At 71.9% G+C, this 25,381-nt stretch carries 19 protein-coding genes; 10 read left to right on the top strand and 9 right to left on the bottom strand.

All coding sequences use genetic code 11. The features are described 5' to 3' along the window. Window positions 1-24 precede the first annotated feature (24 nt). The gene (locus tag H4696_RS00165; RefSeq protein WP_086864730.1) at window positions 25-978 is read left to right on the top strand and encodes a GNAT family N-acetyltransferase; all 954 of its coding nucleotides are present in this window, start codon (window positions 25-27) and stop codon (window positions 976-978) included. Window positions 979-986: 8 nt separating this feature from the next. Here H4696_RS00165 and H4696_RS00170 read toward each other — a convergent pair whose 3' ends face one another. The 6 genes from H4696_RS00170 to H4696_RS00195 all read right to left on the bottom strand — a co-directional run bounded on the left by H4696_RS00170 (window position 987) and on the right by H4696_RS00195 (window position 6,091). Further along, entirely contained in the window at window positions 987-2,447 is a 1,461-nt protein-coding gene (locus H4696_RS00170) for an NF041680 family putative transposase (RefSeq protein WP_338078642.1), read from the bottom strand. A 141-nt stretch (window positions 2,448-2,588) separates the two neighbouring features. Further along, window positions 2,589-3,469, bottom strand: a protein-coding gene (locus H4696_RS00175; protein WP_420831550.1) for an IS5 family transposase whose coding sequence is annotated in 2 segments (ribosomal slippage) — window positions 2,589-3,094 and window positions 3,094-3,469 — 882 coding nt in all. Because the reading frame shifts where the segments join, the coding sequence is not laid out codon by codon here. A 146-nt stretch (window positions 3,470-3,615) separates the two neighbouring features. Further along, entirely contained in the window at window positions 3,616-3,978 is a 363-nt protein-coding gene (locus H4696_RS00180; RefSeq protein ID WP_158104450.1) for a nuclear transport factor 2 family protein, read from the bottom strand. Between the two features lie 24 nt (window positions 3,979-4,002). Then, window positions 4,003-5,196: a cation:proton antiporter gene (locus H4696_RS00185; RefSeq protein ID WP_086865354.1), complete on the bottom strand. Its 1,194-nt coding sequence runs from the start codon at window positions 5,194-5,196 to the stop codon at window positions 4,003-4,005. Between the two features lie 7 nt (window positions 5,197-5,203). After that, complete coding sequence (locus H4696_RS00190; RefSeq protein WP_169735232.1) at window positions 5,204-5,686, bottom strand: cation:proton antiporter regulatory subunit; 483 nt, start codon at window positions 5,684-5,686, stop codon at window positions 5,204-5,206. A gap of 36 nt (window positions 5,687-5,722) precedes the next feature. Beyond that, window positions 5,723-6,091, bottom strand: coding sequence for a DUF4267 domain-containing protein (locus H4696_RS00195; RefSeq protein WP_086865352.1), 369 nt, complete (start codon window positions 6,089-6,091; stop codon window positions 5,723-5,725). A gap of 91 nt (window positions 6,092-6,182) precedes the next feature. Here H4696_RS00195 and H4696_RS00200 point away from each other — a divergent pair, with 91 nt between their 5' ends. The 6 genes from H4696_RS00200 (at window position 6,183) to H4696_RS00225 (ending at window position 15,282) form a co-directional block, all read left to right on the top strand. Further along, on the top strand, window positions 6,183-6,749 hold the full coding sequence (locus H4696_RS00200; protein WP_225955551.1) for a TetR/AcrR family transcriptional regulator: 567 nt from the start codon (window positions 6,183-6,185) through the stop codon (window positions 6,747-6,749). A gap of 92 nt (window positions 6,750-6,841) precedes the next feature. Further along, window positions 6,842-7,546, top strand: coding sequence for a (d)CMP kinase (gene cmk, locus H4696_RS00205; protein WP_192782983.1), 705 nt, complete (start codon window positions 6,842-6,844; stop codon window positions 7,544-7,546). Then, window positions 7,543-8,202: a lysophospholipid acyltransferase family protein gene (locus H4696_RS00210; protein WP_192781961.1), complete on the top strand. Its 660-nt coding sequence runs from the start codon at window positions 7,543-7,545 to the stop codon at window positions 8,200-8,202. The genes cmk and H4696_RS00210 overlap by 4 nt, the downstream gene beginning before the upstream one ends. 16 nt (window positions 8,203-8,218) lie before the next feature. Then, window positions 8,219-9,679 carry a ribosome biogenesis GTPase Der gene (gene der, locus H4696_RS00215; protein WP_169735125.1) on the top strand — a complete coding sequence of 487 codons (1,461 nt, stop codon included), beginning with the start codon at window positions 8,219-8,221 and terminating at the stop codon, window positions 9,677-9,679. Between the two features lie 209 nt (window positions 9,680-9,888). Beyond that, complete coding sequence (locus tag H4696_RS00220; RefSeq protein WP_086863646.1) at window positions 9,889-13,779, top strand: Pls/PosA family non-ribosomal peptide synthetase; 3,891 nt, start codon at window positions 9,889-9,891, stop codon at window positions 13,777-13,779. A 90-nt stretch (window positions 13,780-13,869) separates the two neighbouring features. Further along, window positions 13,870-15,282, top strand: coding sequence for a M1 family metallopeptidase (locus H4696_RS00225; RefSeq protein ID WP_086863645.1), 1,413 nt, complete (start codon window positions 13,870-13,872; stop codon window positions 15,280-15,282). Here the strand turns inward: H4696_RS00225 and H4696_RS00230 are convergent. Further along, window positions 15,279-15,968, bottom strand: a complete 690-nt coding sequence (locus H4696_RS00230) for a hypothetical protein (protein WP_192781962.1) — start codon at window positions 15,966-15,968, stop codon at window positions 15,279-15,281. The genes H4696_RS00225 and H4696_RS00230 overlap by 4 nt on opposite strands. A 303-nt stretch (window positions 15,969-16,271) precedes the next feature. Here H4696_RS00230 and H4696_RS00235 point away from each other — a divergent pair, with 303 nt between their 5' ends. The 3 genes from H4696_RS00235 to H4696_RS00245 all read left to right on the top strand — a co-directional run bounded on the left by H4696_RS00235 (window position 16,272) and on the right by H4696_RS00245 (window position 21,825). Further along, window positions 16,272-18,563: a glycosyl hydrolase family 95 catalytic domain-containing protein gene (locus H4696_RS00235; RefSeq protein WP_086863643.1), complete on the top strand. Its 2,292-nt coding sequence runs from the start codon at window positions 16,272-16,274 to the stop codon at window positions 18,561-18,563. 25 nt (window positions 18,564-18,588) lie between these two features. After that, window positions 18,589-20,859 (top strand): glycosyl hydrolase family 95 catalytic domain-containing protein, encoded by a 2,271-nt coding sequence (locus H4696_RS00240; protein WP_086863642.1) that lies wholly within the window; start codon window positions 18,589-18,591, stop codon window positions 20,857-20,859. A 69-nt stretch (window positions 20,860-20,928) separates the two neighbouring features. After that, window positions 20,929-21,825, top strand: coding sequence for a peptidylprolyl isomerase (locus H4696_RS00245; protein WP_086863641.1), 897 nt, complete (start codon window positions 20,929-20,931; stop codon window positions 21,823-21,825). Here H4696_RS00245 and H4696_RS00250 read toward each other — a convergent pair whose 3' ends face one another. Both H4696_RS00250 and H4696_RS00255 read right to left on the bottom strand, forming a co-directional pair. Next, window positions 21,826-23,568, bottom strand: coding sequence for an FAD-dependent monooxygenase (locus H4696_RS00250; protein ID WP_086863640.1), 1,743 nt, complete (start codon window positions 23,566-23,568; stop codon window positions 21,826-21,828). Beyond that, the gene (locus H4696_RS00255; RefSeq protein ID WP_086863639.1) at window positions 23,565-25,316 is read right to left on the bottom strand and encodes a maleylacetate reductase and hydroxyquinol 1,2-dioxygenase domain-containing protein; all 1,752 of its coding nucleotides are present in this window, start codon (window positions 25,314-25,316) and stop codon (window positions 23,565-23,567) included. Before H4696_RS00255 ends, H4696_RS00250 begins: the two co-directional genes overlap by 4 nt. Between the last annotated feature and the right edge of the window lie 65 nt (window positions 25,317-25,381).

Genomic DNA, 25,381 nt, shown 5'->3' on the forward strand with positions numbered 1-25,381 from the left:
CTCCGCCGTGGCTACGGTCGGCGCATGCGCGCACTCACGTGGCGGCCGCTGACCGGCGCGGACGCCAGGGCGTCGGCCGACCTGCTCAACGCCATCGAGACCGTGGACCGGATCGGGGAGCACTACACCGAGGAGGACACGCTCCAGGAACTGATCGACCCGTACGCGGACCTGGAGCGGGCGAGCCTCGCGGTGTTCGACGGCGAGGTCATGGTCGGCTACATGAAGGTCCGCCACAAGGCGTCCGCCGAGGAAGTCCACCGGGTCTTCCTGGACGGCGGGGTGCACCCGGCCTACCGCCGTCGCGGCATCGGGACGGCGCTGGTGGAAGCGGGGGTGGCGGCGGCGAAGGTCGTGCACGCCCGGCACCACCCGGCGCTGCGGCTCGTGGTCGACGTCCACAAGGCCGAGCACATCGCCGGGGTGCCCGAACTCGTGCGCTCGCAGGGGTTCGCGCCGGCCCGGTACTTCCAGCGCATGGAGCACCCCCTCGGCGCGGCGGGCGAAGTCGTGTTGCCGGCCGGGGTGCGGATCGAAGGGTGGTCGCCGTCGGCCGACGAGGACTTCCGGGCGGTGCGGAACGCGGCCTACCGCGACTTCTGGGGCGCCGCGCCGATGCCGGCGGACCAGTGGCGGAACAAGATCGTCAACCAGACCTTCCAGCCGGAAGTCAGTTTCCTGGCGCGGGACGGCGGGACCGCGGTCGGCGTGCTGGTGACGATGTCGTGGGCGGCCGACACAGCGGCCACCGGCGTCCGCGACGCGCACTTCATGGTCGTGGGGACGCTGCGGGAGCACCGGCGGCGAGGGGTGGCCGGCGCGCTGCTGGGGCACGCGCTGCGGGCCGCCGCCGGGCTCGGGTACGACCAGGCCAGCCTGAACGTCGACTCTGCGGACCCGGCCGGGGCGTCCGGCGTGTTCGCGAAGGCGGGCTTCACGCCGAAGCAGCGGTACGTGCGCTGGGCCCTGGAGGTCTAGCTTGAGTTTTAACCTGTTTGGCGGGGTCGTGGGTTGCTGGACTTGGTTTTCTTGCCGTGTTTGGGTTTTTGCTTGTTCGTGCCGGTGACGGTGTGGACGTCGTGGCGTGTGGCGGGCTGCTGGTTGGGCAGTCCCGCGGGTCGTCCGGGGCCGGGCCGGGAAGGTTTCGGGACACGGGCGGGACAGGCCAGTTGTGGACGCAGGTTGCGAAACCCCCGTCGGATCCGTGCCGGGCTGAGTCGCTGGGCGGGGCGGGGTTTCTCCCAGGGGCGGCGCAGATCCTCGGTGAGGTCGCGGGCGAGGCGGAGCTGGGTGTAGGCGATCAGAAGAAGCCAGGTCCAGCGGTCGGCGGCGTCGGCTGAGCGCAGTTTCGGGGTGGTCCAGCCGAGGGTTTGCTTGAGCATGCGGAAGGTGTGCTCGATGTCGAACCGGCGCAGGAAAGCCTGCCAGGCCAGATCGACCTCGGCGACCTCGAGGCCGGTGCGGGAATGCCAGAGCCACACGGGTTTCGGGATCGCGCCGGAAGGCAGCCGCTGGACCTGCAGAAGGATGACGGTGCCGTCGAGGATGGGCAGGTCTCCGGTGTGGCCGGTCCAGGCGGTGCGGGAGGTGAGCTTGGGGTGCAGCCGGTCCCAGGCCCGGATCAGTGCTGGGCCGTAGAGCCGGGTCGTGGTCTCGATGGTGATATCCGGCTCGCCCCAGGTGGCCGGGTCGCCGAAGGCGAACTCGGCGCCGTGGCGGGCGGGGCGGCCGGGGCTGGGGCCGGGCCGCAACGGCGGCGCGGGACGGCGCAGCACCCGGTCCGACCGCATCCGCACCAGCACGACGACCGGGAGATCGGCCAGCACGTGCGCGAGCCGGGGTCCGTCGTAGCCGGCGTCGGCCACGAGCAGGATTTCCGGATCCCCTGGTGACCAGTGTCCGGCGGTGATCAGCCGGTCCACGACGTCGCGGATCTGGCGGGCGGTCACGCTCGCGGTGTCGTCTCCGGGCGCGAGTCGGACCGCGTCCAGCGGCGCGGTCCACGAGTGCCGCCCGCTCTCCAGAGCGGCGACGATCGAGTAGGGCCAGCCCGGCACCATGATGTGCTGGTCCTTGCCCCGGCCATAGGTGTGACACAGGATCCGTTGCGGGCTCGTGTGTGCTTCCGGGCGCAGCCAGCAGGTGACGTCCACCGCCAGCACCAGCCGCCCGTCCGCGGCACGAGGCAGCGACACCGTGGTCAGGGCGGTGCGTAACCGGTGGAAGTCGACCCGGCCCTGGGCCAGCGCGGCATAACCGCTGCCATGCCCGCGGCGATGCTCACCGGTCAGTGACAACTCCGCGACCGAGCGGACCGGGCCGTCCACGCACAACACCGCGTCGGTCAGCTCGAACAACGCGTCCGCCCGCCGGGGCAGACAACGGTAGAACTCCTGCCGCAACGCCGACAGCTCCCCGGCCGCATCGACGTCCCCAGCATGGTGCACACTGATCAACTGAAGCCTTTGGTTCGATCTTCCATCTGTCGCAAGAGGAATGATCGACCAAGGGCTTCACTCATGATCAACCAGGGTCTCACCCAGCCACGCAAACGTTAAAACTCAAGCTAGGGCCTGTATCGAAGTCGGTCAGAGCCATTCGTCGATAGCTGCGATGTGGATGGTGGCTTCGTAGCGGACGGCGAGTTTGTCGTATCGGGTGGCCACGGCGCGGTGGCGTTTGAGGCGGTTGATGCCGCACTCCACGGCGTGACGCTGCTTGTAGGTTTCGGGGTCGAAGGCCGGTGGCCGGCCGCCCTTCGACCCCTTGGCCTTGCGGTGCGCGTCTTGATCAGCTTTGCTCGGAATTGTCGCCTTGATCCCACGTTTGCGCAGGTGAGCCCGATTGGCCTTGGAGGTGTAGGCCTTGTCCGCCAGCACCCGGTCCGGCCGTGTGCGTGGGCGCCCGCCACCGGTCAGCCGGGGCACCCGGATACCACGCAGGACGGGAATGAACTGCGGGCTGTCACCACGCTGCCCGGCGGTCAGCACGATCGACAACGGCTTCTGCCCCTGCTCACAGCCCAGATGCAGCTTCGTGGTCCACCCACCGCGGGACCGGCCCAACGCATGATCGTCCGGCTCGGCGGTCACCCCGCCCGGCGACTCAGCTTGCAGATCCCCCTTTTACGCGCACCTGCGGCATGCTGATGCGCCCGAGTGATCGTGGAGTCCACGCTCACGTCCCAGACGATCCGCCCCGCCGCCTCGGCCAACGCCTGCAATGCGGTCAATATCCGCCTCCAGGTGCCATCACGCTGCCACCGCCGAAACAGCCCATACGCCGCAGCCCACGAGCCATACCCAGCGGGGATGTCCCGCCACGGCGCACCGGCACGCACCCGCCACCGGATCGCGTCGATCAGCTGCCGCTTGGTCCACATCGACGGTCGCCCGGGCCGCTTCGGCTCGGGCAGCAACGGCTCCAGCGCTGCCCACTGAGCGTCGGTCAGGTCGAACCGCCCCGCCACCGCTAGGGTGTCCACGAGGTCTCCGGTGTTCAGGTTCTTCTTGGTCGACGAACCATCTACCGGAGACCTCACCCATTCCCGGCCACCGACACGCTCAACGGCGCCGACTCCAGCTCAACCTGCCCGAAACGACTTCGATACAGGCCCTAGGTCGCGGCCCGCGTCCCTTGGTGGTGGAAGATCCGCCACTGCCCGTCGTCCTCGCGACGCCACAGCGAAGTGCGGTGAGAGCGCCGCCCGGCGCGCTCGGAGGTGTACTTCACCATGACGACGCCGTCCGCGACGAGCTGGCCGCGCATGTCCCGGACCTCGATCGGCTCGCCGTCCGCGGCCGATTCCGCCACGACGCGGAGGGCCGCGGCGTAGTCGAGTTCGCGGCCGGACGTGCCGAACTCGTGGAAGTCCGGCGCGAGCAACCGCGCGAACCGAGGGGCGTCGGCCCGGCAGTCGCCGCGCAAGGACTCGCGTTCGGCGGCGATCGCCGCCGCGATCTGGGCTTTTTCGTTCACGGCGTCGATCGTGGCAGGGCGGCTTCAGTTCGCCTCGGCCGGAGCCGTCTTCGCGGCCGATTTGCGTTGCAGCGCACGGGCGATCGGCTCGACGACCCGCGCGGCCGTCGGGCCGAGGATCGCCATCAGCAGGACGTACGCCGTGGCCAGCGCGGCCAGCTCGCCGTCGACCGCGCCCGCGGTCACCGCCAGGCCCGCGATGACGATCGAGAACTCGCCGCGCGCCACCAGCGCCGCTCCCGCGCGAGCGCGGCCCATCTTCCCGATGCCCTGCCGGCGCGCCGCCCACCAGCCGGTGCCGACCTTGGTGGCCGTCGTCACCACCGCCAGCACCACCGCCCAGCCGAGGACCGGCGGGATCGACGCCGGGTTCGTGTTGAGGCCGAAGACCACGAAGAACACCGCGGCGAACAGGTCGCGCAGCGGCTCCAGCAGGTGCGTCGCGTTCTCGGCCGTCGACCCCGAGATCGCGATGCCGAGCAGGAACGCGCCGACCGCGGCCGACACCTGCATCGCCGACGCGAGCCCCGCCACCAGCAGCGCCGCGCCGAGGACCTTGAGCAGGAAGACCTCGCGGTCGGGGCTGTCGACGGCGGCCGAGACGTACCGGCCGAACTTCAGCGCGATCACCAGCACCACGGTGATCACCAGCAGCGAGATCCCGACGGCCTCCATGCCGCCGAGCAGCGACACCCCGCCCAGCACCGCCGTGAGGATCGGCAGGTAGAGCGCCATCACCAGGTCCTCGAACACGAGGATCGACAGCACGACCGGCGTTTCGCGGTTGCCGAGCCGGCCCAGGTCGCCGAGCACCTTGGCGACGATGCCGGACGACGAGATGTAGGTGACGCCCGCCATCACCATCGCGCCGACCGGGCCCCAGCCCAGCAGCAGCGCGACCGCCGCGCCCGGGGCGGCGTTGAGGACGATGTCGAGCAGGCCCGCGGTCCAGGAGCGGCGCAGGCCGGTGAACAGCTCGGCCGCGGAGTACTCCAGGCCCAGCAGCAGAAGCAGCAGCACGACGCCGATTTCGCTGGCCAGGTGGGTGAAGCCGCCGATGTCGGTCAGCGGGATCAGCCCGCCGGAGCCGAAGCAGAGGCCGCCGAGCAGGTAGAGCGGGATGGGGGAGAGGCCGATCTTCCCGGCCAGGCGCCCGAGCGCGCCCAGCACGAAGAAGACCGCCCCCAGTTCGATCAGGGACAGCGCGGTGTGGTCCATCGGCCGCTCAGCCGTACTTGAGGATCTTGGCGGCGGCTTCGAGGCCCTCGCTCGTGCCGACCGCGACCAGCAGATCGCCCCCGGTGAGGGCGAAGTCCGGCGCGGGCGAGGGGTGCACCTGGCCGGCCCGCGCCACCGCGACCACCGAGACCCCGGTGCGCGTGCGCATCGCCGTGTCGCCGAGCGTCCGGCCGTCGAACGGGCCGGACGGTTTGATCGGCAGCTGCTTGGTGCTGATCCCCGGCAGGTCCTGGTGCTCCTCGGTGAGCTGCGCGACCAGCTGCGGCGCGCCGAGGAGGTTGGCCAGCGTGCCCGCCTCGTCCGCGGTCAGCGGGATCGAGGCGGCACAGGCGTCGGGATCGTCCGATTTGGACACGATCAGCTCGGTGTGGCCGTCCCGCTGGCTGACGACGCCGATGCGCCGACCGGTACGGGTGGCGAAGTCCTTGCGGACCCCGATGCCGGGCAGGGGAGTTACTTCGACGTTCACCCGACCACCGTAACCCACGTGTCCGATTCGCGGAGTTCAGCCGAGCAGCAGGAGCAGGGCCGCGACGACCATCACGGCGGCGGTCAGGCCGTGGACCCCGAAGGCGATGGCCTTCTTCCCGCGGTGGCGCAGGACGATCAGCATGTCGAAGAGGGGCCAGGCGGCCGCGGTGAGGAAGACCCAGCCCAGCGCGTGCGGGTCGCCGTAGATCACCAGGGCCAGCGGGACGAGACCGGCGCCGATGTCGCGGCCGCCCTTGACGTTCAAGAAAGTCTCGGCGTTTTCGGGGACCTCGGTGAAGCCGAAGCCCGCGGCGATCTTCGCCGGCGCGAAGAGGTAGTTGAGGCCCACGTAGATGATCCCGAGCGAGACGATCGCGACGAGGACGTAGCCGGTGACGAGCATGGTGTTCCCTCCAGTTTTCTAGCATCGCTAGGATTGCTAGCAACGCTAATCTAGCGGCGCTAGTTTGTCTAGCGGTGCTAGCCTGTGACCCATGACCCAGCGACAGCGGCGTGTGCGCGACCGGACCGAGCGCGGGCGGCGGATCGTCGCCGCGGCCAGGGAACTGGCCGAGGCGGAGGGCTGGGACGCGGTCACCACCCGGCGGCTCGCGGCGCTGATCGAGTACAGCCAGCCGGTGCTCTACAGCCACTTCCCCGGCGGCAAGGACGCGATCATGGCGGCGGCCGCGCTGGAGGGCTTCGCCGAGCTGGCCACCGCACTGGCCGGAGCGCGCGACGGCGGTCTCGCCGGGATCGCGGGCGCGTACATCGAGTTCGCCGACGCGAAACCGGCGCTCTACGACGCGATGTTCACGCTCGCGTCCGAGCTGCGGTTCGCCCAGGACGACACCCCCGAGGTGATGAAAGCGAACTTCGCGGAACTCCTCGCGGTCATCGAGCCGGTGGCGGGGGAGCAGAACGCCGGCCCGCTGACCGAGGTGTTCTGGAGCACGTTGCACGGCCTGGTGACGCTGGACCGTGGCCACCGGCTGTCCCCGGCGCACCGCGACGAGCGCCTGGCACTGGTGGTCGCCCGCTTCGGGGCGCGGGGCGACTGATCTCCTCCGCACCCCGCCCGGCAGAATGGGCACCGAAGCCGATCGAGTGCGAGAACGCGAGGAGAGTGCTGGTGACGGGAGCCCTACGTGGTGTGGTCGCTCTGGACGGCCCGTCGGGGACCGGGAAGACCACCGTCGCCCGCAAGCTCGCCGACCGGCTCGGGGCCGGCTACCTCGACACCGGCGCGATGTACCGGATGGTCACCCTCGCCGTGCTGCGCGCCGGCGTGGACCCGGCCGACCCGGCCGCCGTCGCCGAAGTCGCCGACCAGGCGGACTTCAGCATCGGGACCAGTCCCGAGCGCCCCGAGATCCGGCTCGGAGGCGAAGACGTCGCCGCCGACATCCGGGGCCCCGAGGTCACCAAGGCCGTCTCGCCCGTCTCCGCCGTGCCGCACGTGCGCGAGCTGCTGGTCGGCCGGCAGCGGCAGATCATCGACGACGTCGTCGGGCACCGCGGCGGGATCGTCGTCGAGGGCCGGGACATCGGCACCGTGGTCGTGCCGGACTCGCCGCTCAAGGTCTTCCTGACCGCCTCGGCCGACGTCCGCGCCTCGCGCCGGAGCACCCAGGACACCGCCGCCGGGCGGACGTCGTCGGTCGCCGACGCGCTGGCCAGCGTCGAGCGCCGCGACCACCTCGACTCGACCCGCGCCGCCTCGCCGCTGCGCGCGGCCGACGACGCCGTGCACGTCGACACCTCGGAACTGTCGATCGACCAGGTGATCGTCGCGCTGAGCGAACTGGCCAGCCGTCGTGGGCTGCTGGCGGGGTGCAACGCCGAGGTGGCTCGATGAGCGCTGACGGACTCCCCGAGGGATCCGTCGGCGCACTCCACGACGCCGGGCGGGTCTTCGCCCGGTACCATCTGCGGTCGGCCTTCCGGATCCGGGTGCACGGCCGCGAGCGCATGCCCGCCACCGGGCCGGTGGTCGTGATCGCGAACCACAGCTCGATGATCGAACCGCAGCTGATCTTCGGAATGCTGCCGCGGCGTTCGGCGTTCCTGGTCAAGGCCGAGCTGTTCAAGGGACTGGCCGGGAAGTTCCTGCTGGCGATCGGGCAGATCCCGCTCAAGCGCGGCGAGATCGACCGCAAACCGCTGATGACCGCGGTCGGCGTGCTCAAGGACGGCGGCGTCGTCGGGATCTTCCCCGAGGGCACCCGCGGTGCCGGGGACGTCGGCGCGGCCGAACGCGGCGCGGCCTGGCTGGTCCGGGCCTCCGGCGCGACCGTGCTCCCGGTCGCGACGCGGGGCACGCGCAAGCCGGCAGACGGCAAGCGGCGCTGGCGCCCGCGCGTGGACATCCTCGTGGGGGAGCCGTTCACGCCGAAGGTCGGACCCGGGAAGACCGGGCTCGACCAGGGCACCGAAGAGCTCCGCGGCGAGCTCGCGGCGCTCGTGAAGACTTTGGACGATTGGCGCAGCGAAAACGGATTCGCTACGCCATAAGGGAAATTGGGTAGTGATGGAAGAGCTGGACAGCGTCGGCGAAGTCGACGGCACCTGGTCGGAAGAGACCGAGTTCGCCGCGCTCGACGCGCAGATCGAGGCGGCCGAGCTGGCCGAGGAGGCCGCGCTCGCGCAGCCGGTGCTTGCCGTCGTCGGCCGCCCGAACGTGGGCAAGTCGACGCTGGTCAACCGCATCCTCGGCCGCCGTGAAGCCGTCGTGCAGGACGTGCCGGGTGTCACCCGTGACCGCGTCGCCTACGACGCCTACTGGGGTGGCCGCCGGTTCACCCTGGTCGACACGGGCGGCTGGGAGCCGGACGCGACCGGGCTGCAGGCCTCCGTCGCCGCGCAGGCCGAGCTGGCCATGCAGACCGCGGACGCGGTGCTGCTGGTGATCGACGCCTCGGTCGGCGCCACGGCCACCGACGAAGCCGTCTCCAAGGTGCTGCGCCGCTCGAAGAAGCCGGTGCTGCTGGCCGCGAACAAGGTCGACGACGACCGCCTGCTCGCGGACACCGCGTCGCTGTGGTCGCTCGGCCTCGGCGAGCCGCACCCGGTCAGCGCGCTGCACGGCCGCAGCTCCGGCGACCTGCTCGACGCGATCCTCAAGGCCCTGCCCGAGTCGCCGCGCGAAGGCGGCGCCGTGACGTCGGGGCCGCGGCGCGTCGCGCTGGTCGGCAAGCCGAACGTCGGCAAGTCGAGCCTGCTCAACAAGCTTTCGGGCGAGGAGCGCTCGGTCGTCGACTCGGTCGCCGGCACCACCGTCGACCCGGTCGACTCGCTGGTCGAGCTGGACGGCGAGACCTGGCGGTTCGTCGACACGGCGGGCCTGCGCAAGCGCGTCAACTTCGCCGCCGGCGCCGAGTACTACGCCTCGCTGCGCACCAAGACCGCGATCGACGCGGCCGAGGTCGCGATCGTGCTGCTCGACGCGGCCGAGCCGCTGTCGGAGCAGGACCTGCGGGTGCTGACCATGGTCGTCGAGGCCGGGCGCGCCTGCGTGCTGGCGTTCAACAAGTGGGACCTGGTCGACGAGGACCGCCGGCACGCGATGGTCCGCGAGCTGGACCGCGGCCTGGTCCGGGTGCCGTGGGCGGAGAAGGTCAACATCTCCGCGCTGACCGGCCGTTCGGTGCGCAAGCTGGCGCCGGCGCTGCGGACCGCGCTGAAGTCGTGGGACCAGCGGGTGCCGACCGGCCAGCTCAACGCGTGGCTGTCCGACCTGATCGCGGCCACCCCGCCGCCGGTCCGCTCGGGCAAGCAGCCGAAGGTGCTCTTCGCGACGCAGGCCGGCATCCGGCCGCCGACGCTGGTGCTGTTCACCACCGGCTTCCTCGAGGCGGGCTACCGCCGGTTCATCGAGCGCAAGTTCCGCGAGCAGTTCGGCTTCACCGGCAGCCCCGTTCGGGTGAACGTCCGCGTCCGGGAGAAGAAGGCGAAGCCGAAGGTCGGCGGGAAGGCCGCCCGAACCCGGTGATTTCCCCACGTGGCGGGCCCGCGTGAGGTCCGACACTCCCCTGTGACCCTGTGGACACCTTTTCGTCATCCGCGGGTATGGTGAAAGGTCGTTGCGGGCGCCTCAACCAGGAGAGCGAGCCCGGTTGAGGCTCCCGGAAGGTGAGTGGTGGGCTTGCGCGCCCATGGTTTGTCCTTGCACGTCTTCGGCACGGCCGAGGTGAGCGGTCGATGACCGTCACGATCGAACCCACCGGTTCCGCCGCGGTCACCGCGGCGCCGGCCCCGGTCGCCGACCGCGCCCTGTTCTGGTCGGGGCTCGGCGCGAGCGAGCGCACGCTGCTCGACATCGTCGCGGCGACCGCCGAGCTCCACCCCAACGCCGCCGCGATCGACGACGGCAGCACCACCCTGACCTACCGGCGCCTGCTCGAGGAGATCGACGCCTACGGCCGCCGCCTGCGCGGCTACGGCGTCGGCCTGGGCGACCGCGTCGGCATCCGCATCTCCTCCGGCACCGCCGAGCTGTACATCGCGATCCTCGCCACCCTGTCCGTCGGCGCCGCCTACGTGCCGGTCGACGCGGACGACCCGGACGAGCGCGCCGAACTGGTCTTCGAAGAGGCCCAGGTGGCCGCGGTCGCGACCGACGGCAAGATCAACGTCCACTCCACGCCGGGCGGCCGCGACGGCGTCCCCGGCCCGGCCTACGACGCCTGGATCATCTTCACCTCCGGGTCCACCGGCAAGCCCAAGGGCGTCGCGGTCACCCACGCGAGTGCCGCCGCCTTCGTCGACGCCGAGGCCGAGCTGTTCCTCGCCGACGAGCCGATCGGCCCCGGCGACCGCGTCCTGGCCGGGCTGAGCGTCGCCTTCGACGCCTCCTGCGAAGAGATGTGGCTGGCCTGGCGCCACGGCGCCTGCCTGGTCCCGGCGCCCCGCGCGCTGGTCCGCACCGGCGTCGACCTGGGGCCCTGGCTGGTCGCGCAGGGCATCACCGTCGTCTCGACCGTGCCGACGCTGGCCGCGCTGTGGCCCGCCGACGCGCTCGAAGACGTCCGCCTGCTCATCTTCGGCGGCGAAGCCTGCCCGCCGGAGCTGGCCGAGCGCGTCGCCGTCGAAGGCCGCGAAGTCTGGAACACCTACGGCCCGACCGAGGCCACCGTCGTCGCCTGCGCCGCGCAGCTGACCGGCGAGGGCCCGGTGCGGATCGGCCTGCCGCTGTCCGGCTGGCAGCTCGCCGTCGTCAACGACGAGGGGCAGCCGGTCGCCATGGGCGAGACCGGCGAGCTGGTCATCGGCGGCGTCGGGCTGGCCCGCTACCTCGACGCGGAGAAGGACGCCGAAAAGTTCGCGCCGCTGCCGTCGCTGGGCTGGCAGCGCGCCTACCGCTCCGGCGACATGGTCCGCGCCGAAGAGGAAGGTCTGCTGTTCCTCGGCCGCCTCGACGAGCAGGTCAAGCTCGGCGGCCGCCGCATCGAGCTGGGCGAGGTCGACGCCGCGCTGCAGGCCCTGCCGGGCGTGCAGGGTGCGGCCGCCGCGATCCGCCGCACCAAGGCGGGCAACCAGGTCCTCGTCGGCTACGTCGTCCCGGCCGCCGGTGTCCCGTTCGATCAGGACGAGTCCGCGACCCGGCTGCGCGAGCAGCTGCCCGCCGCGCTGGTGCCGCTGCTCGCCGTCGTCGACGACCTGCCGACCCGCACTTCCGGCAAGGTCGACCGCAACGCTCTCCCATGGCCACTGTCCACAGTGGAGGCTTCCGGGCTGACCCCGACCGAGACGTGGCTCGCCGAAGGCTGGGCCGAGATCCTCGGCGTCTCGGTCGACAGCCCGAAGGCGGACTTCTTCACCCACGGCGGCGGCAGCCTGACGGCCGCGCAGGTCGTGGCGCGCATCCGCACCCGGCACCCGCAGGTGTCGGTCGCCGACGTCTACGCCTACCCGAAGCTCGGCGCGCTGGCCGCGATGCTGGACGCGCTGAGCGGCCAGGCCACCGAACGTCGCGAGATCGCGCCGACCCCGCGCCGTGCCGGCGTGCTCCAGACGCTGCTGACGGTCCCGCTGATGGGCCTGGTCGGCCTGCGCTGGGCGACGCTCGCCGCCGCGCTGTCGAACGTCCTGTCGCTGCTCGGGTTCGCCTGGGCGCCGACGCTGAGCTGGGCGTGGCTCGGCCTGGCGTGGGTGGTGCTGTTCAGCCCCGCGGGCCGGATCGCGATCGCCGCCGGCGGTGCGCGAGTGCTGCTTTCCGGTGTCCGCCCCGGAACGTACCCGCGCGGCGGGAGTGTCCACTTGCGACTGTGGACGGCCGAGAAGCTCGCCGAGTTCTCCGGTGCGGACAGCGTCGCCGGCGCGTCCTGGATGACGACGTACGCGAAGGCGCTCGGCGCGCGGATCGGCAAGGACGTCGACCTGCACTCGCCGCCGCCGGTCACCGGCTTCCTCAAGCTGGGCCGCGGCGCCGCGATCGAGCCCGAGGTCGACCTGACCGGCCACTGGGTCGACGGCGACGTCGTGCACATCGGCAAGGTCCGCGTCGGCGCGGAAGCCCGCATCGGCGCGCGCAGCACACTGTTCCCGGGGGTCCGGATCGGCAAGGGCGCGGAGATCGCGGCCGGCTCGACCGTCCGCGGCGCCGTCCCGGCCGGGCAGCGCTGGGCCGGCTCGCCCGCCGCCCGCGTGGCCAAGGACGAGCGTGACGCGCTGAAGTGGCCGTCGAGCCGCCCGCCGCGGTCGCACTTCTGGGCCACCGTCTACGGTGCGACCTCCCTGGCGCTCGGCTTCCTGCCCGGCGTGGCCGCCCTGGCCGGCGTCGCCGTACTCGGCTACGCGATCGCCGGTGCGCCGACGCTGCTCGACGCGTTCACCCGCGCGCTGATCTTCGTGCCGGCCGCGACGGCCGCGTACTTCCTGGCCTACATGCTGCTCGTGCTCGTCGGCGTCCGGTCGCTGAGCATCGGCATGGTCGAGGGCTACCACCCGGTGCACGGCCGCGTCGCGTGGCAGGTCTGGGCCACCGAACGCCTGATGAGCATGGCCCGCGAAGGCCTGTTCCCGTTGTACGCCAGCCTGTTCACGCCGGTGTGGCTGCGGCTGCTCGGCGCCAAGGTGGGCCGCAACGTCGAGGCGTCGACCGTCCTCGCGCTGCCGAAGATGACCAAGGTCGACAGCGGCGCGTTCCTGGCCGACGACACCATGGTCGCCACCTACGAGCTGGGCCACGGCTGGCTGCACGTCGCCCCGGCCCGGATCGGCAAGCAGGCGTTCCTCGGCAACTCGGGGATGACCGCGCCCGGCCGTTCGGTGCCGAAGCGCGGCCTGGTCGGCGTCCTGTCCTCGACGCCCCTGAAGGCGAAGAAGGGCTCGTCGTACCTCGGCATGCCGCCGCTGCCGGTGCGCCGCGCGATCGGCGACGCCGACACCAGCCGCACCTACACCCCGGCGCTGCACCTCAAGGCGGCGCGGTCGCTGGTCGAGCTGTGCCGGATCATCCCGGTCATGTGCGGGGTCGCGCTGACCGTCACGGTCGCCTTCGGGCTGCTGTGGGCGGCCTCCGCATACGGCTTCGGCGTCGCGCTGCTGCTGGCCGGGCCCGCGCTGCTGGCCGCCGGGGTCGTCGCGGCGCTGACCGCCACCGTGATGAAGTGGCTGCTGGTCGGCAAGTTCCGCGAGATCGACCACCCGCTGTGGAGCTCCTTCGTCTGGCGCAACGAGCTGGCCGACACCTTCGTCGAGGCCCTGGCGGTGCCGTGGCTGATCGGCTCGGTCGGCGGCACCCCGCTGCTGACCGCGTGGCTGCGCACGATGGGCGTCAAGATCGGCCGCGGCGTCTGGCTCGAGACGTACTGGCTGCCCGAGGCCGACCTCGTCGAGCTGGGCGACGGCGCGACCATCAACCGCGGCTGCGTCGTGCAGACGCACCTGTTCCACGACCGGATCATGAGCATGTCGCGGGTCGCGCTCGGCGAAGGCGCGACGCTCGGCCCACACGGCATCGTGCTGCCGGGCGCGGGCATCGGCGCGCGCACCACGGTCGGCCCGGGCTCGCTGGTGACCCGCGGCGACGAGGTGCCCGCCGACACGCGCTGGCTCGGCAACCCGATCTCCGCGTGGACGGGTAAGTAGAAGGTCACGAAGTACCCACCTGGCTCGCCGGACTCACCCGTCCGTGCGAGCCTGGTTTGGTACGTCGGCACGAGGAAAGGTTCGGCACGGGTGATTGCGAAGGCTCCTGCTCCGGCACCCGGCGCGGACACCTCCGGTGATCCCTACCTCCCCGCCCACGGCAACGGCGGTTACCGGGTCCGGCACTACGACCTCACGCTCGACTACAAGGTCGCGCCGAACCGGCTGTCGGCCTCGGCCGTGATCACCGCCGAGGCGACGCAGGCGCTTTCCCGTGCCAGCTTCGACTTCGGCGAGTTCCGGATCAACCGCGTGCTGGTCGACGGGAAGCCCGCGAAGTACGTGAAGCGCGGCGCGAAGCTGCACGTGAAGCCGGCGAAGTCGATCGCGGTGGGTGCCGCGTTCACCGTCGAGGTCCACTACGTCGGCAACCCGCGCCCGGTGGGCAGCCGCTGGGGTGACGTCGGCTGGGACGAGCTGACCGACGGCGCGCTGGTGGCGAGCCAGCCGGTCGGCGCGCCGTCCTGGTTCCCGTGCAACGACCATCCCTCGGACAAGGCGTCGTACCGGGTGAGCTTGACGACGGCGTCGCCGTACCTGGTCGCGGTCACCGGCACGCTCGTCGAGCGGTCCACCTCGGCCAGCACGACGAAGTGGGTGTTCGACCGGCCCGAGCCGACCGCGACGTACCTGATGAGCGTGCAGATCGGCCGCTACGACGACGTCGAGCTGACCGGCCGCGGCTGGTTCCCGCACACGGGCGTGGGCCTGCGCCGGCTGAGCCTCGGCATCGGGCGCGCCAGCGGGCAGGTGGAGTCGATCTTCGAGACCGTGCCGCAGCGGGCCGCCGTGCCGCCGCGGCTGCGCCGGGCGTTCGACCGCGACTTCGGCAGGCAGGGCCGGATGATGGAGTTCCTGCAGCGGCTGTTCGGCCCGTACCCGTTCGCCGAGTACGTCATCGTCGTCACCGACGACGACCTCGACGACCCGATCGAAGCCCAGGGCATGTCGATCTTCGGCGCCAACCACGTCGACGGCCGCCGCACGTACGAGCGGCTCGTCGTGCACGAGTTGTCGCACCAGTGGTTCGGCAACAGCCTGACGGTGGCGGACTGGCGCCACATCTGGCTGAACGAGGGCTTCGCGACCTACGCCGAGTGGCTGTGGTCGGAGGAGTCCGGCGGGCCGTCCGCGCAGGCGCTGGCCCGGGACTGGCACGCGCGCATGAAGCTCAAGCCGGCCGACGTCCGCATCGCCGACCCGGGCGTGGCGCGGATGTTCGACGAGCGCGTGTACAAGCGCGGCGGCCTGACCCTGCACGCGCTGCGCGGGGAGATCGGCGATCCGGCGTTCTTCGCACTGCTGAAGGCGTGGGCGGTCGAGCACCGGCACGGGCTGGTCACGACGGGCCAGTTCGTGACGACGGCGGAGGCGTACGCGGGCCGGTCGCTGACCGCGTTCTTCACCCGCTGGCTGGATTCGACCGCGCTCCCGCCGCTTTAGGTCTCGCAGCCGAAGACCGAGCGGCAGACCGCGCAGCGGGCCCGCACCGAACGTCCGGCGGGCAGCCGGGTGCCGTGACCGCAGGCGGGGCAGGCGAACGCGACCTTGCCGCCGGCGAAGTGGTAGTCCGCGGCCGATCGGCTCAGCTCGCGGTCCCGCCGGTATCGCGCGCGGGCCGCGCGGCCCGCGCCCGACAGCGGGGGACGGGCGTAGTCCGCCAGTGCGCGGGTGTGGCCGAGCCGGTACGCCTCCGCCGCGGCGCCGGAGAACGGCCGGACCTCCTCGCCGAACGCCAATGCGCGCTTCGCCAGCACGTAGCCCATCTCCGGCGGGGACAGGTAGCCGACCCGGGACGTCGTCCGGCGGCGCGTGTAGCGGCCCTGCGTGACGTCGACGCGGTACGCCGCCGGCATCGGGTGGCCGAGACCGAGGTAGAGGGCCGCCGTGTCGGTCAGGATCTCGTGGCGGGCGAGGTCGGCGTGGCGGAGCCCGTGGCGGTGCAGGAAGACGTGCGTCACCTCGTGCGCGAGCACGGCCGGGATGTCGCGCGGGTCGTCCTGGTAGTGCGCGCCGAGGGTCACGAAGTACTCCGGGCCCGGGCCCAGCTCGACCTCGCCGACGTGCCCGCCGAGCGCGCTGAAGCCGACGATCACCCGGGCGTCGCCGATGCCGACGTGGCGGGCCATCGCCGCGGCGATCCGCTGGGCGCCGGTGAGCGGGTCGTGCTCCGGGGAAAGGGGCGGCCGGGCACGCGCCCCAATGTGGCATTGGGTGCGTCAGACGCACCGAACGCCACATTGGGTGCGCTGGACGCACCGAACGCCACATTGGGGCGCTCACTGGCACCGGGTTCCGGCGACAGTATTCATCGGATGTCTCTGCCGCTTTCCGGGTGAACAACTCTGGCCTTTTGGGGCACCCTCTGCAAGTATGGCCGCACGCCGCCGCTTGAACGCACCGAAACGTAGTATGAATTCGGAGGATGCTTCATGGACTCGATGTCCCGGCGGACGGTGCTCCGTGCTGCCTCGGTCGCGGCCGGGGCCGCTGCCTTCGGGGGTCTGTGGGCCCGGGCGGCGCCACCCGCGCTGGCCGCGGCGAACCCGCACCGCGACGTCGCCGCGGACGCGCGGATGATCTGGAAGCGGCTGCCGAAGAACTGGCGGGAAGGCCCGTTCCTGGCCAACGGCTACCTCGGCGCGCAGGTCTACGCCGGCCAGGCGCCGCAGGTGCTCAAGGTGATGCTGAGCCACACCCAGGTGCAGGACCAGCGGATCCAGTGGGAGGCCGGCATCGGCCTGTCCCGGCTGCCGATCGGCTACCTCACGCTCACCTTCGCCGGCGCGATCACCGCCGTCGACTGGACGCTCGACCTCTACAACGCCGAGCTGGGCGGCACCATCACCACGACGCAGGGCTCGGTCGCCTTCTCCGCGGTGGTGCACAACGACCTCGGCGTGCTGCTCGTCTCGACGACCCCGAGCGCGGGCGAATCCGGTGCGGCCTGGGCGTTCCAGCCGCTGGAGTCCGCCACGACGCGGACGGTCCGCAAGCCGCCCGAGTACGTCGCGAACCCCGCGCCCGAGCTCGCGGACGGGTACTGCGCGCAGCCGATGCTCGCCGGGGGCGGGTACACGACGGCGTGGCGGGAACGCGCGATCGGGGCCCGCCGGCTCCTCGCCGCGACCGTCGCCTACAGCTTCCCGGGCACCACGCACACCGCCGACGCCGTCGCGTCGGTCCGGAAAGCGCTTGCCCTGAATCCGGACTTCCTCCTCGCGCGCCACCGCCACTGGTGGAACGACTACCACCGGCGCAGCTTCGTTTCGGTGCCGGACAAGCAGGTGCAGCGGTTCTACTGGATCCAGCTGTACAAGATCGCGTCCGCCACGCGCGCGGACGGGCCCGTGGTCTCGGAGTGGGGCCCGTGGTTCCCCGAGGTCGGCAACAGCTGGACCGCGGTCTGGTGGAACCTCAACGTCCAGGTCACCTACCCGATCGTCAACAGCAGCAACCACCCCGAACTCGACGCCGTCACCGAGACCTTCCGGCGCGACCGCGCGAACCTCGAGGCGTCCGTGCCGCCCGCGTACCGCGACGGCGACACCTACGCGCTTTCGCACCCGGGCGACTGGCGCCTGCGCCCCGGCGGCACACGCTCGGTCGGCGTACCCGGGACGACGTCCAAGACCGACCAGACCGGGAACCTGTTGTGGGGCCTGCACAACGTCTGGCTGGCCTACCGCCACCACCTGGACCGGCGCGTGCTCCGCGACGTCCTGTACCCGACGCTGGCGAAGGCGCTGAACTTCTACCGCCACTTCCTGGTCACCGGTCCCGACGGCGCCCTGCACCTGCCGCTGACCCGGTCGCCGGAGTACGCCGACGCTCCGGACTGCACCTACGACCTGTCGCTGATCCGGTGGGCGGCCCGCACCCTCGTCGACACGGCCCGGATCCTGCGCCTCGACGAGCCGCGCGTGCCGATCTGGCAGGAGATCAGCGCGAAACTGGTGCCCTACCACGAAGATCCCGTCAACGGCGTGCTCATCGGCGACGGCGTCCCGCTGGCCGCGTCGCACCGGCACTTCTCGCACCTGCTGTGGTTGTACCCGCTGCGGGAAAAGGTCTGGGACAACCCCGCCGACCGGGACATCATGACCCGCACCTTCGACCACTGGGCCGCCGACCAGTCCGCCTGGCACGGCTACAGCTACGCGGCCGCGTCCTCGATGAAGTCCGTGATGGACTCGCCGGAAGAAGCGTTGCGGTACCTGAAGTTCTTCCTCGACCGCAACATCGTCGCGGACACCGAGCTGACCGCGAACACGATGTACCGCGAGGGCTCGAACTTCGCCATCGAAAGCCCGATCACGGCCGCGCAGTCCGTGGTGGACATGGTGCTGCAGGGGTCCGGGGGCGTGCTCAAGATCTTCCCGTCGGTGTCGGCGACCTGGCGGGACGCCTCGATTTCGGGGCTGCGCGCGGAGGGCGCGTTCCTCGTGGACGCTTCCCGGCGCGCGGGCATCACGGAGTTCGTCCGCGTGCAAAGCGAAGCCGGGGAACCCCTGGTCCTGCAGCACGGCATCACCGGGGACGTCGACGTCCGCGACGAGCACGGCAGGCACCTGCCGTGGCGCGCCACCGGCCCGGGCCGGATCTCGATCGGGCTGCGGCGCGGCGGCACCGCCGTCGTCACCCCGCGGGGCGGGCGGCCGGACTGCGCGCCGCGAGACGTTCCCGCCCTCGGCTCGGCGCCCGCGTGGGGCCTGCCTGACTGACACCTGCTTCGACGAGGAGGCCGGAATGGACATCACCCGCAGGACTGTGCTCGGCGGCGCGCTCGCCGGGCTGGCCGCCGCCGGGATCACGCCCGCGTACGCGGACACCCCCGGCAGCGACGACTTCGGCTGGGCCGGGTTCCTGGGCACCGCGGACCTGTACTGGCGGCGGCTGCCGAAGACCTGGTACGAGGGCCCGTTCCTGGGCAACGGGTTCCTCGGCTCGGGCATTTACGCCGAGCCGGGGCAGAACGCGATCCGCTTCAACGTCCAGCACAGCCAGGTGCAGGACCACCGGCCGGAGTTCGGCTCGCTCTTCGGCCTGGCCCGGCTGCCCATCGGGTACTTCACGCTGGAGCCGGTCGGCGCGATCACCGCGATCGACTGGCGGCTGGACCTCTGGAACGCCGAGCTGACCGGCAGGATCACGACCGCGGCGGGCAGCCTGAGCCTGCGCGCGATCGTCCACACCGGACAGTCGCTGCTCGCGGTCGAAGTCCGGCCCAGCGAAGGCGAACGGGCGTTCAAGTGGGTGTTCCACCCGGCGGTGGCGGTCAGCCCGCGCGCCGATCCGGTGTGGAACAAGCCGCCGCCGGCCGGCTACACCGCGAACCCGCCGGTGAACGTGAGCACCAACGGCGATGCCCAGCTCGCCGTCCAGCCGCTGCTGGCCGGCGGCGAGCACGTGACGGCCTGGCGGGAGGTGCCGCGCGGGGCCGCGCGCACGCTGTACACGTCGGTCGCGTGGTCGCACCCGGAGAAGACGTCGGTGGCGCGGGCGCTCGGCACGGTCCGCCGGGCGGGCGCGTTCCCCGAGCTGACCCGCGACCACCGGCGCTGGTGGCACGACTTCTACCGCGGCAGCTTCCTGTCCATTCCGGACACCCGGCTGCAGAGCTTCTACTGGATCCAGCTGTACAAGGTCGCGTCGGCGGCCCGGCGCGAGGCACCGGTGATGGCGACGTCCGGGCCGTGGCTGGAGAACACGCCGTGGCCGGCCACGTGGTGGAACCTCAACGTCCAGCTCGAGTACTGGCTGATCCACGGCTCCAACCACCTGGAACTCGACGCCGTCAGCCACACACTGGACAAGTACCGGGCGAACCTGACGAGCCAGGTGGCCGAGCCGTACCAGGCCGACTCCGCCGGCATCCCGCGCACGACCGACATGACCCTGCTCAACGGCGTCTCGAACGCCACCAGCGGGTTCCCCGTCGGCATCCCGGGGAAGGACACGCCGACGCCGGAGGTCGGCAACCTGACCTGGGCGCTGCACAACGTGTGGCTGTCCTACCGGCACACGATGGACCGCGAGCTGCTCGCCGGCACGCTGTTCCCGTTGCTGCGCAAGGCGATCAACTACTACCTGCACTTCCTCGCCCCGGGCCCGGACGGGAAGCTGCACCTGCCGCCGACGTTCTCGCCCGAGTACGGCGTCAACGCGCCGGACTGCAACTACGACCTCTCGCTCATCCGGTGGGGCTGCAAGACCCTCCTGCAGATCGCGCCCGGCGACCCGCTCGCGACGAAGTGGCGGGACGTCCTCGCGAACCTCGTGGCCTACCCGGCCGACGCGAACGGCTACATGATCGGCGCCGGGGTGCCGTTCGCGAAGTCGCACCGGCACTACTCGCACCTGCTGCAGATCTACCCGCTCTACGACGTCACCTGGGAGCAGCCGGAGCACCGGCAGATCATCGAGACGTCGCTGAACCACTGGGTGGGCTTCGAAGGCGCCCTGCAGGGCTACACGTTCACCGGGGCCGCGTCGATCTCGGCGCAGATGCTGCGCGGCGACCAGGCCGCGTTCTACCTCGGCGAGCTGCAACGCCGCTACATCCAGCCGAACACCATGTACAAGGAGTCCGGGCCGGTCATCGAAACGCCGCTCTCGGCGGCGAAGTCCCTGCAGGACATGCTGGTGCAGAGCTGGGGCGGCGTGCTCCGGCTGTTCCCCGCGGTGCCGTCGGCGTGGGGCGACATCGCGCTGCGGGACTTCCGCACCGAGGGCGCGTTCCTGCTCAGCGCGTCGCGGGCCGGCGGCAAGACGCGCTGGCTGAAGGTGCACAGCGAGGCCGGGGCGCCGTGCGTGCTGCGGCCGGGCATCGACGGCGAGCTCGCCGTGACGGACGCGCGCGGCCGGGCCCGCCGGTGGCGGCGGCTGGCCACGGGGGACGTCCAAGTCGAACTCGGGCGCGGCGAGGACGCCTTCGTTTACCGGAAGGGGGACAAGCCGGACTTCGGCGTCCGGCCGGTCACCCCCGGCGGGCCGAGTTCGCCCTGGGGCCTGCCGTGATCGCGCGTTCTCGCCCGGAAGGCGGCCCGTAGCGGCAGAATGGTGCTCTCGACGAGGGGAGCAGCGGGCATGAGCGAGCCGGGGGAGCGGTCCCAGCCGCACGGGCAGTGGCAGCCGCCGGTGCCGCCGAAGCAGTCGTCGGCGACGGCGATCGCGCTGGTCACGGGGTCCGTTGTGGTCGTCGTCGTGATGGTGCTGGCGTTCCTGGCCTGGGGCTACCCCGGCTTCCTGCGCAAGCCGGACGCCCAGGCCGGCGGTGGTTTCTTCACCGCACCGGCGTCGACGACGGCGTCGTCAACGCCGCCGGTCGCGGTCACTTCGCCGGTCTCGATCCCGGGCGGCCGGGCCGCGATGCCGAAGCGGACGAAACCGCTCGCCGACCCGGTGACCTGCGCGTTCACCCCTGACCCGGGCGCACCGGCCCCGAAGAAGGTCGCGCTCCCGCCGGACGGCCCGGCGCCGTCCTCCGGGACCGCCGACGTGCGGCTCGCCACGAGCGCGGGTGCCATCGGGCTGACGCTGGACCGCGCGCTGGCGCCGTGCACGGTGGTCAACTTCCTGAGCCTGGCGAAACAGGGCTTCTACGACGGCACGTCGTGCCACCGGCTCTCGGTGACGTCCGGGCTGCAGATGCTCCAGTGCGGCGACCCGGTCGGCGACGGGACCGGCGGCCCCGGCTACACGATCCGCGACGAGGTGTTCCCCGAGCTGACCTACGGCCGCGGCGTCCTGGCCATGGCGAAGACGACCCAGCCGGACACTGGCGGCTCCCAGTTCTTCCTGGTCTTCGGCGAGACGCGGATCCCGCCGGAGTACACGGTGTTCGGCAGCATCGACGACGCCGGCCTCGCCGTCCTGGACCGGGTCGCCCGCGGCGGCATCGACCCCGCGAAGCCGGGCATCGGCGACGGCAGCGGGCCCCCGAAGACCCCGGTGACGTTCACCGGGGTCACCACCACGCCGTGATCAGGGCCGGTCGAGGACCGTCCGCACCGCGCTGAGCAGGGTTTTCGCGGCGTCGGGCGACGCGGCCGCGTGGCGCCAGGCGACGTAACCGTCCGGGCGGACCAGCAGGCAGCCGTCCTCGTCGATACCGCTCAGCCGGGACCAGTCGCCGTAGGCGTCGCGGGCGCCGGGGTCGCCGATCCGGACGGCGCGCAGGTCGAAGCCCAGCTCGGCGCCCACCTTGGCCGCCGCGTCGCGCCATGGCGTGCCGGTCAGGCCGGTCAGCACCGTACACCGGCCGCCGCCGACGAGGTCCAAAGTGGACACCCGGCGGCCGTGGGAGCCCACCAGCCACGCGTGCGGCAGCTTCGCGCCCGGCTCGGTGCTCGGCCGGTGGAACAGCTCGGGGTCCCGCTCCGGTTCCGCCGCGACGCCGTCGGGCAGCACCGCGCCGGAGACGTACCGCTGGTCCAGCTCGACGCCGTGCGCGTTGAACTCGTAGTGCTTCAGCTCGATCGCTTTTTCCAGCTCACGACGTTTGCGCGCGCCTTCGGCCGTGGCCGCCAGGCAGGTCTCGAGCCCGGCCATGATGCCGTCGGCGTCGGTGTCGCCGGTGATGCCCAGCGCGGCGAAGATCGGCCCGAACTGCTCGCGGCTGAGATTGGCCCGGTCGACGATCTGCTTGCCCACTGGCGCCCGTTCGGCGCTGTAGCTGTCCAGCAGTCCTTCGCCGGCCTCGCCGCGCAGGACCATCGCGAGCTTCCAGGCCAGGTTGTAGGAGTCCTGGATCGACGTGTTCGAGCCGAGCCCGTTGGACGGCGGGTGCCGGTGCACGGCGTCCCCGGCGCAGAACACCCGGCCGGACCGGTACTCGGTGGCGTAGTTGTGGTTGACCGTCCACAGCGACGTCGAGGTGATCTCGACCTCGAGCTCCGGGTCGCCGACCAGGTCGCGCACCAGCCGCGTCGCCTCCTCGACGTCGACCTCCGGCGGGGCCTGCTCGATGTCGTAGCCCCAGGTCAGCAGCCATTCGCGCCACGGCCGGACCATCCGGACCAGACCCATCCCGATCCCGCCGAGGTGCGCGCCCGGCCGCATCACCCAGTACAGGACGCTCGGCCGGTGGGCCACGTACGGCGCGAGGTCGGCGGTGAACGTGATGTTCATGCTGCCCGCCTTGCCGGTCTGCCCGGCGATCGGCAGGCCGGCCTGCTCGGCGACGCGGCTGCGGGCGCCGTCCGCGCCGATCAGGTACTTGGCGCGCAACGTGAACTCGTCACCGCGGACGCGGTCGCGGAACCGGGCCGTGACACCGTCGCCGTCCTGGGTGAAGTCGAGGAACTCGGTGTCCAGCCGCAGTTTCGCGCCGCGCGCGGCGGCCTCGCTCACCAGGATCGGTTCGAGGTAGGTCTGCGGCAGGTCGATCATGTGGCACGGGCTGGCCGCGGCGTACTCCGCCGCCGACCGGTCGCCGGTGCCCCAGCTGGCGATCCGGCCGATCTCCGGCCCGGTCAGCGAGGTGCAGAGCACGGTGTCGCCCATCAGCTCCGGCGGGGTGCCGGCGGCGAGGGCCTTGTCCTCGACGCCGAGGTCGCGCAGCACCTCCATGGTGCGCTGGTTGGTGATGTGCGCGCGGGGCGTGTTCGCCGTCCAGCCGTACTTGGTGGCCAGCACCGTGGGTACGCCGTAGGTGGCGAGCAGCAGGGCCGCCGAGCCGCCGGCCGGGCCGCTGCCGACCACGATGACGTCGGTGTCGTAGCTCATTCGGTGCTCCCCTGGATCCGGAAGGTGAAGTCGAGCCGCTGCCGGGAGAAGTCGACGATCAGGCCGTCCTTGACGCCGAACACGGTGTCGGAGTCGAGGTAGTCGCCGCCCGCGACGAACAGCTGCGTGATCAGCGTGCGGTAGCCGGGCTTGGCGATCATGAAGTGCACGTGCGGCGCGCGGTAGGGGTGCCGCCCGACGGCGTTCAGCATCTCGCCGACCGGGCCGTCGGCCGGGATCGGGTACGCGCTCGGCACGATGGTCCGGAAGTTCAGCCTGCCATCGGCGTCGGTCCGGAACCGGGCGCGCAGCACCGGACCCTCCACTTCGGGCAGCTGGACGTCGTAGAAGCCGTCCTCATTGGACTGCCAGACGTCGACGATCGCTTCGGGCACGGGCCGGTCTTCGGTGTCGGTGACCCGGATGTCGGTCCACAGTGGAGTGCCGGGGAGGCCGTCCGCGATGTCGGCGCCCTGCGGCGTCTCCGGCGGGCCCTCGACGTAGAACGGTCCCAGCACGGCCGACGGCGTCGTGTCCGGCGTGCGCGAGTTGGTCAGGACGTCGACGACGCTGGAGACGCCGAGGGTGTCCGACAGCAGGATGAACTCCTGCCGGGTGTCGGTCGTGATGTGCCCGGCGCGGGTCAGGAAGCCGATCGCGTACTCCCACTCGTCCTGGGTGAGATCGGTGCGGATGGCGTAGCCGTGCAGGGTCTCGACGAGGTCGGTGAGGAGGGTGCGGACGCGGTCCGGCGCGCCGGCGAAGCTGGCGACGACCTGTTTCGTGAGCGCCTTGAGGCTCGGGCGCGCGGCCGGGCGGGTGCCGTGCAGGGCCTGGCGGAGGAGGTCGGCTTCGGGCTCGTCCTCGATGTCCGCTTCGGTGAGCCCGAGTTCGGCCAGCGAGTGCGGGATGGGGAGGCTCGCGGTGAGTTCGAAGACGTCGTCCGCGTCGTCGAGACCCTGGTGCGCCATGACGTACGGGAGGAGGACGGCGTGGGTTTCGGCGTGCGGCAGGCCGAACTTGCCGCCGAGGCGGTGGCAGAGCCGGTGGTGCAGTCCCATCTCGACGGCGTCGAGGCAGCTGCCCGCCAGCCAGGCGCCGCGGAGGGCGTCGGTCCGGGCGTCCACATCGGACGGATCGGCGGCGATGCGCGGCAGGGCGCTCGTGAGCAGCCTGGTCGCCTCCGCGGCGAGCAGGTCGGTCATCGGGTTGGCGTCGGGGGCGTAGCGGGCTTCGACGGCGTGGGCGAGCGCGTTGAGGCCGCTGGCCGCGGAGACGCTCACCGGCAGGTCGAGGGTCAGGCCGACGTCGTAGAGGACGGCTTCGGGCCGGACCTTCGGGGTCTTCTGCGTGGTCTTGCGGCCGTCGGTGGTCTGGCCGAGCACGGAGGTCAGCTCGGAGCCCGCGTACGTCGTGGGGACGATCAGCTGCGGCAGGTCGGTGTGGAGGGCGATCGCCTTGGCCAGCCCGGTGGCCGAGCCGCCGCCGATCGCGACGACGCCGTCGACGTCGTGCTCGGCGACGAGCTTGAGCGCGCGCTCGGTGACGTCGACGGGGGTGTGCATGGCGGGCTCTTCGAAGCGCGCGGCGAGCCGGGAGCCGAGCGCTTCGGCGGCGCGGTCGCCGTGCCGCGGCCGCCCGATCAGCAGGACGCGGGTGAGCCCGAGCCGGCCGGCTTCGGCGCCGAGGGTGTCGAGCGAGCCGAAGACCACCCGGACGGGGTTCGCGGCGTAGCTGAACGAGGTCATGCGGGGAGTATCGGACGTCCTGGGGGACGTGGTCCTGCACGTTCGTGCTGCCGGGCGGCACGAAA

It is taken from the genome of Amycolatopsis lexingtonensis (genome assembly GCF_014873755.1).
Taxonomy (GTDB): domain Bacteria; phylum Actinomycetota; class Actinomycetes; order Mycobacteriales; family Pseudonocardiaceae; genus Amycolatopsis; species Amycolatopsis lexingtonensis.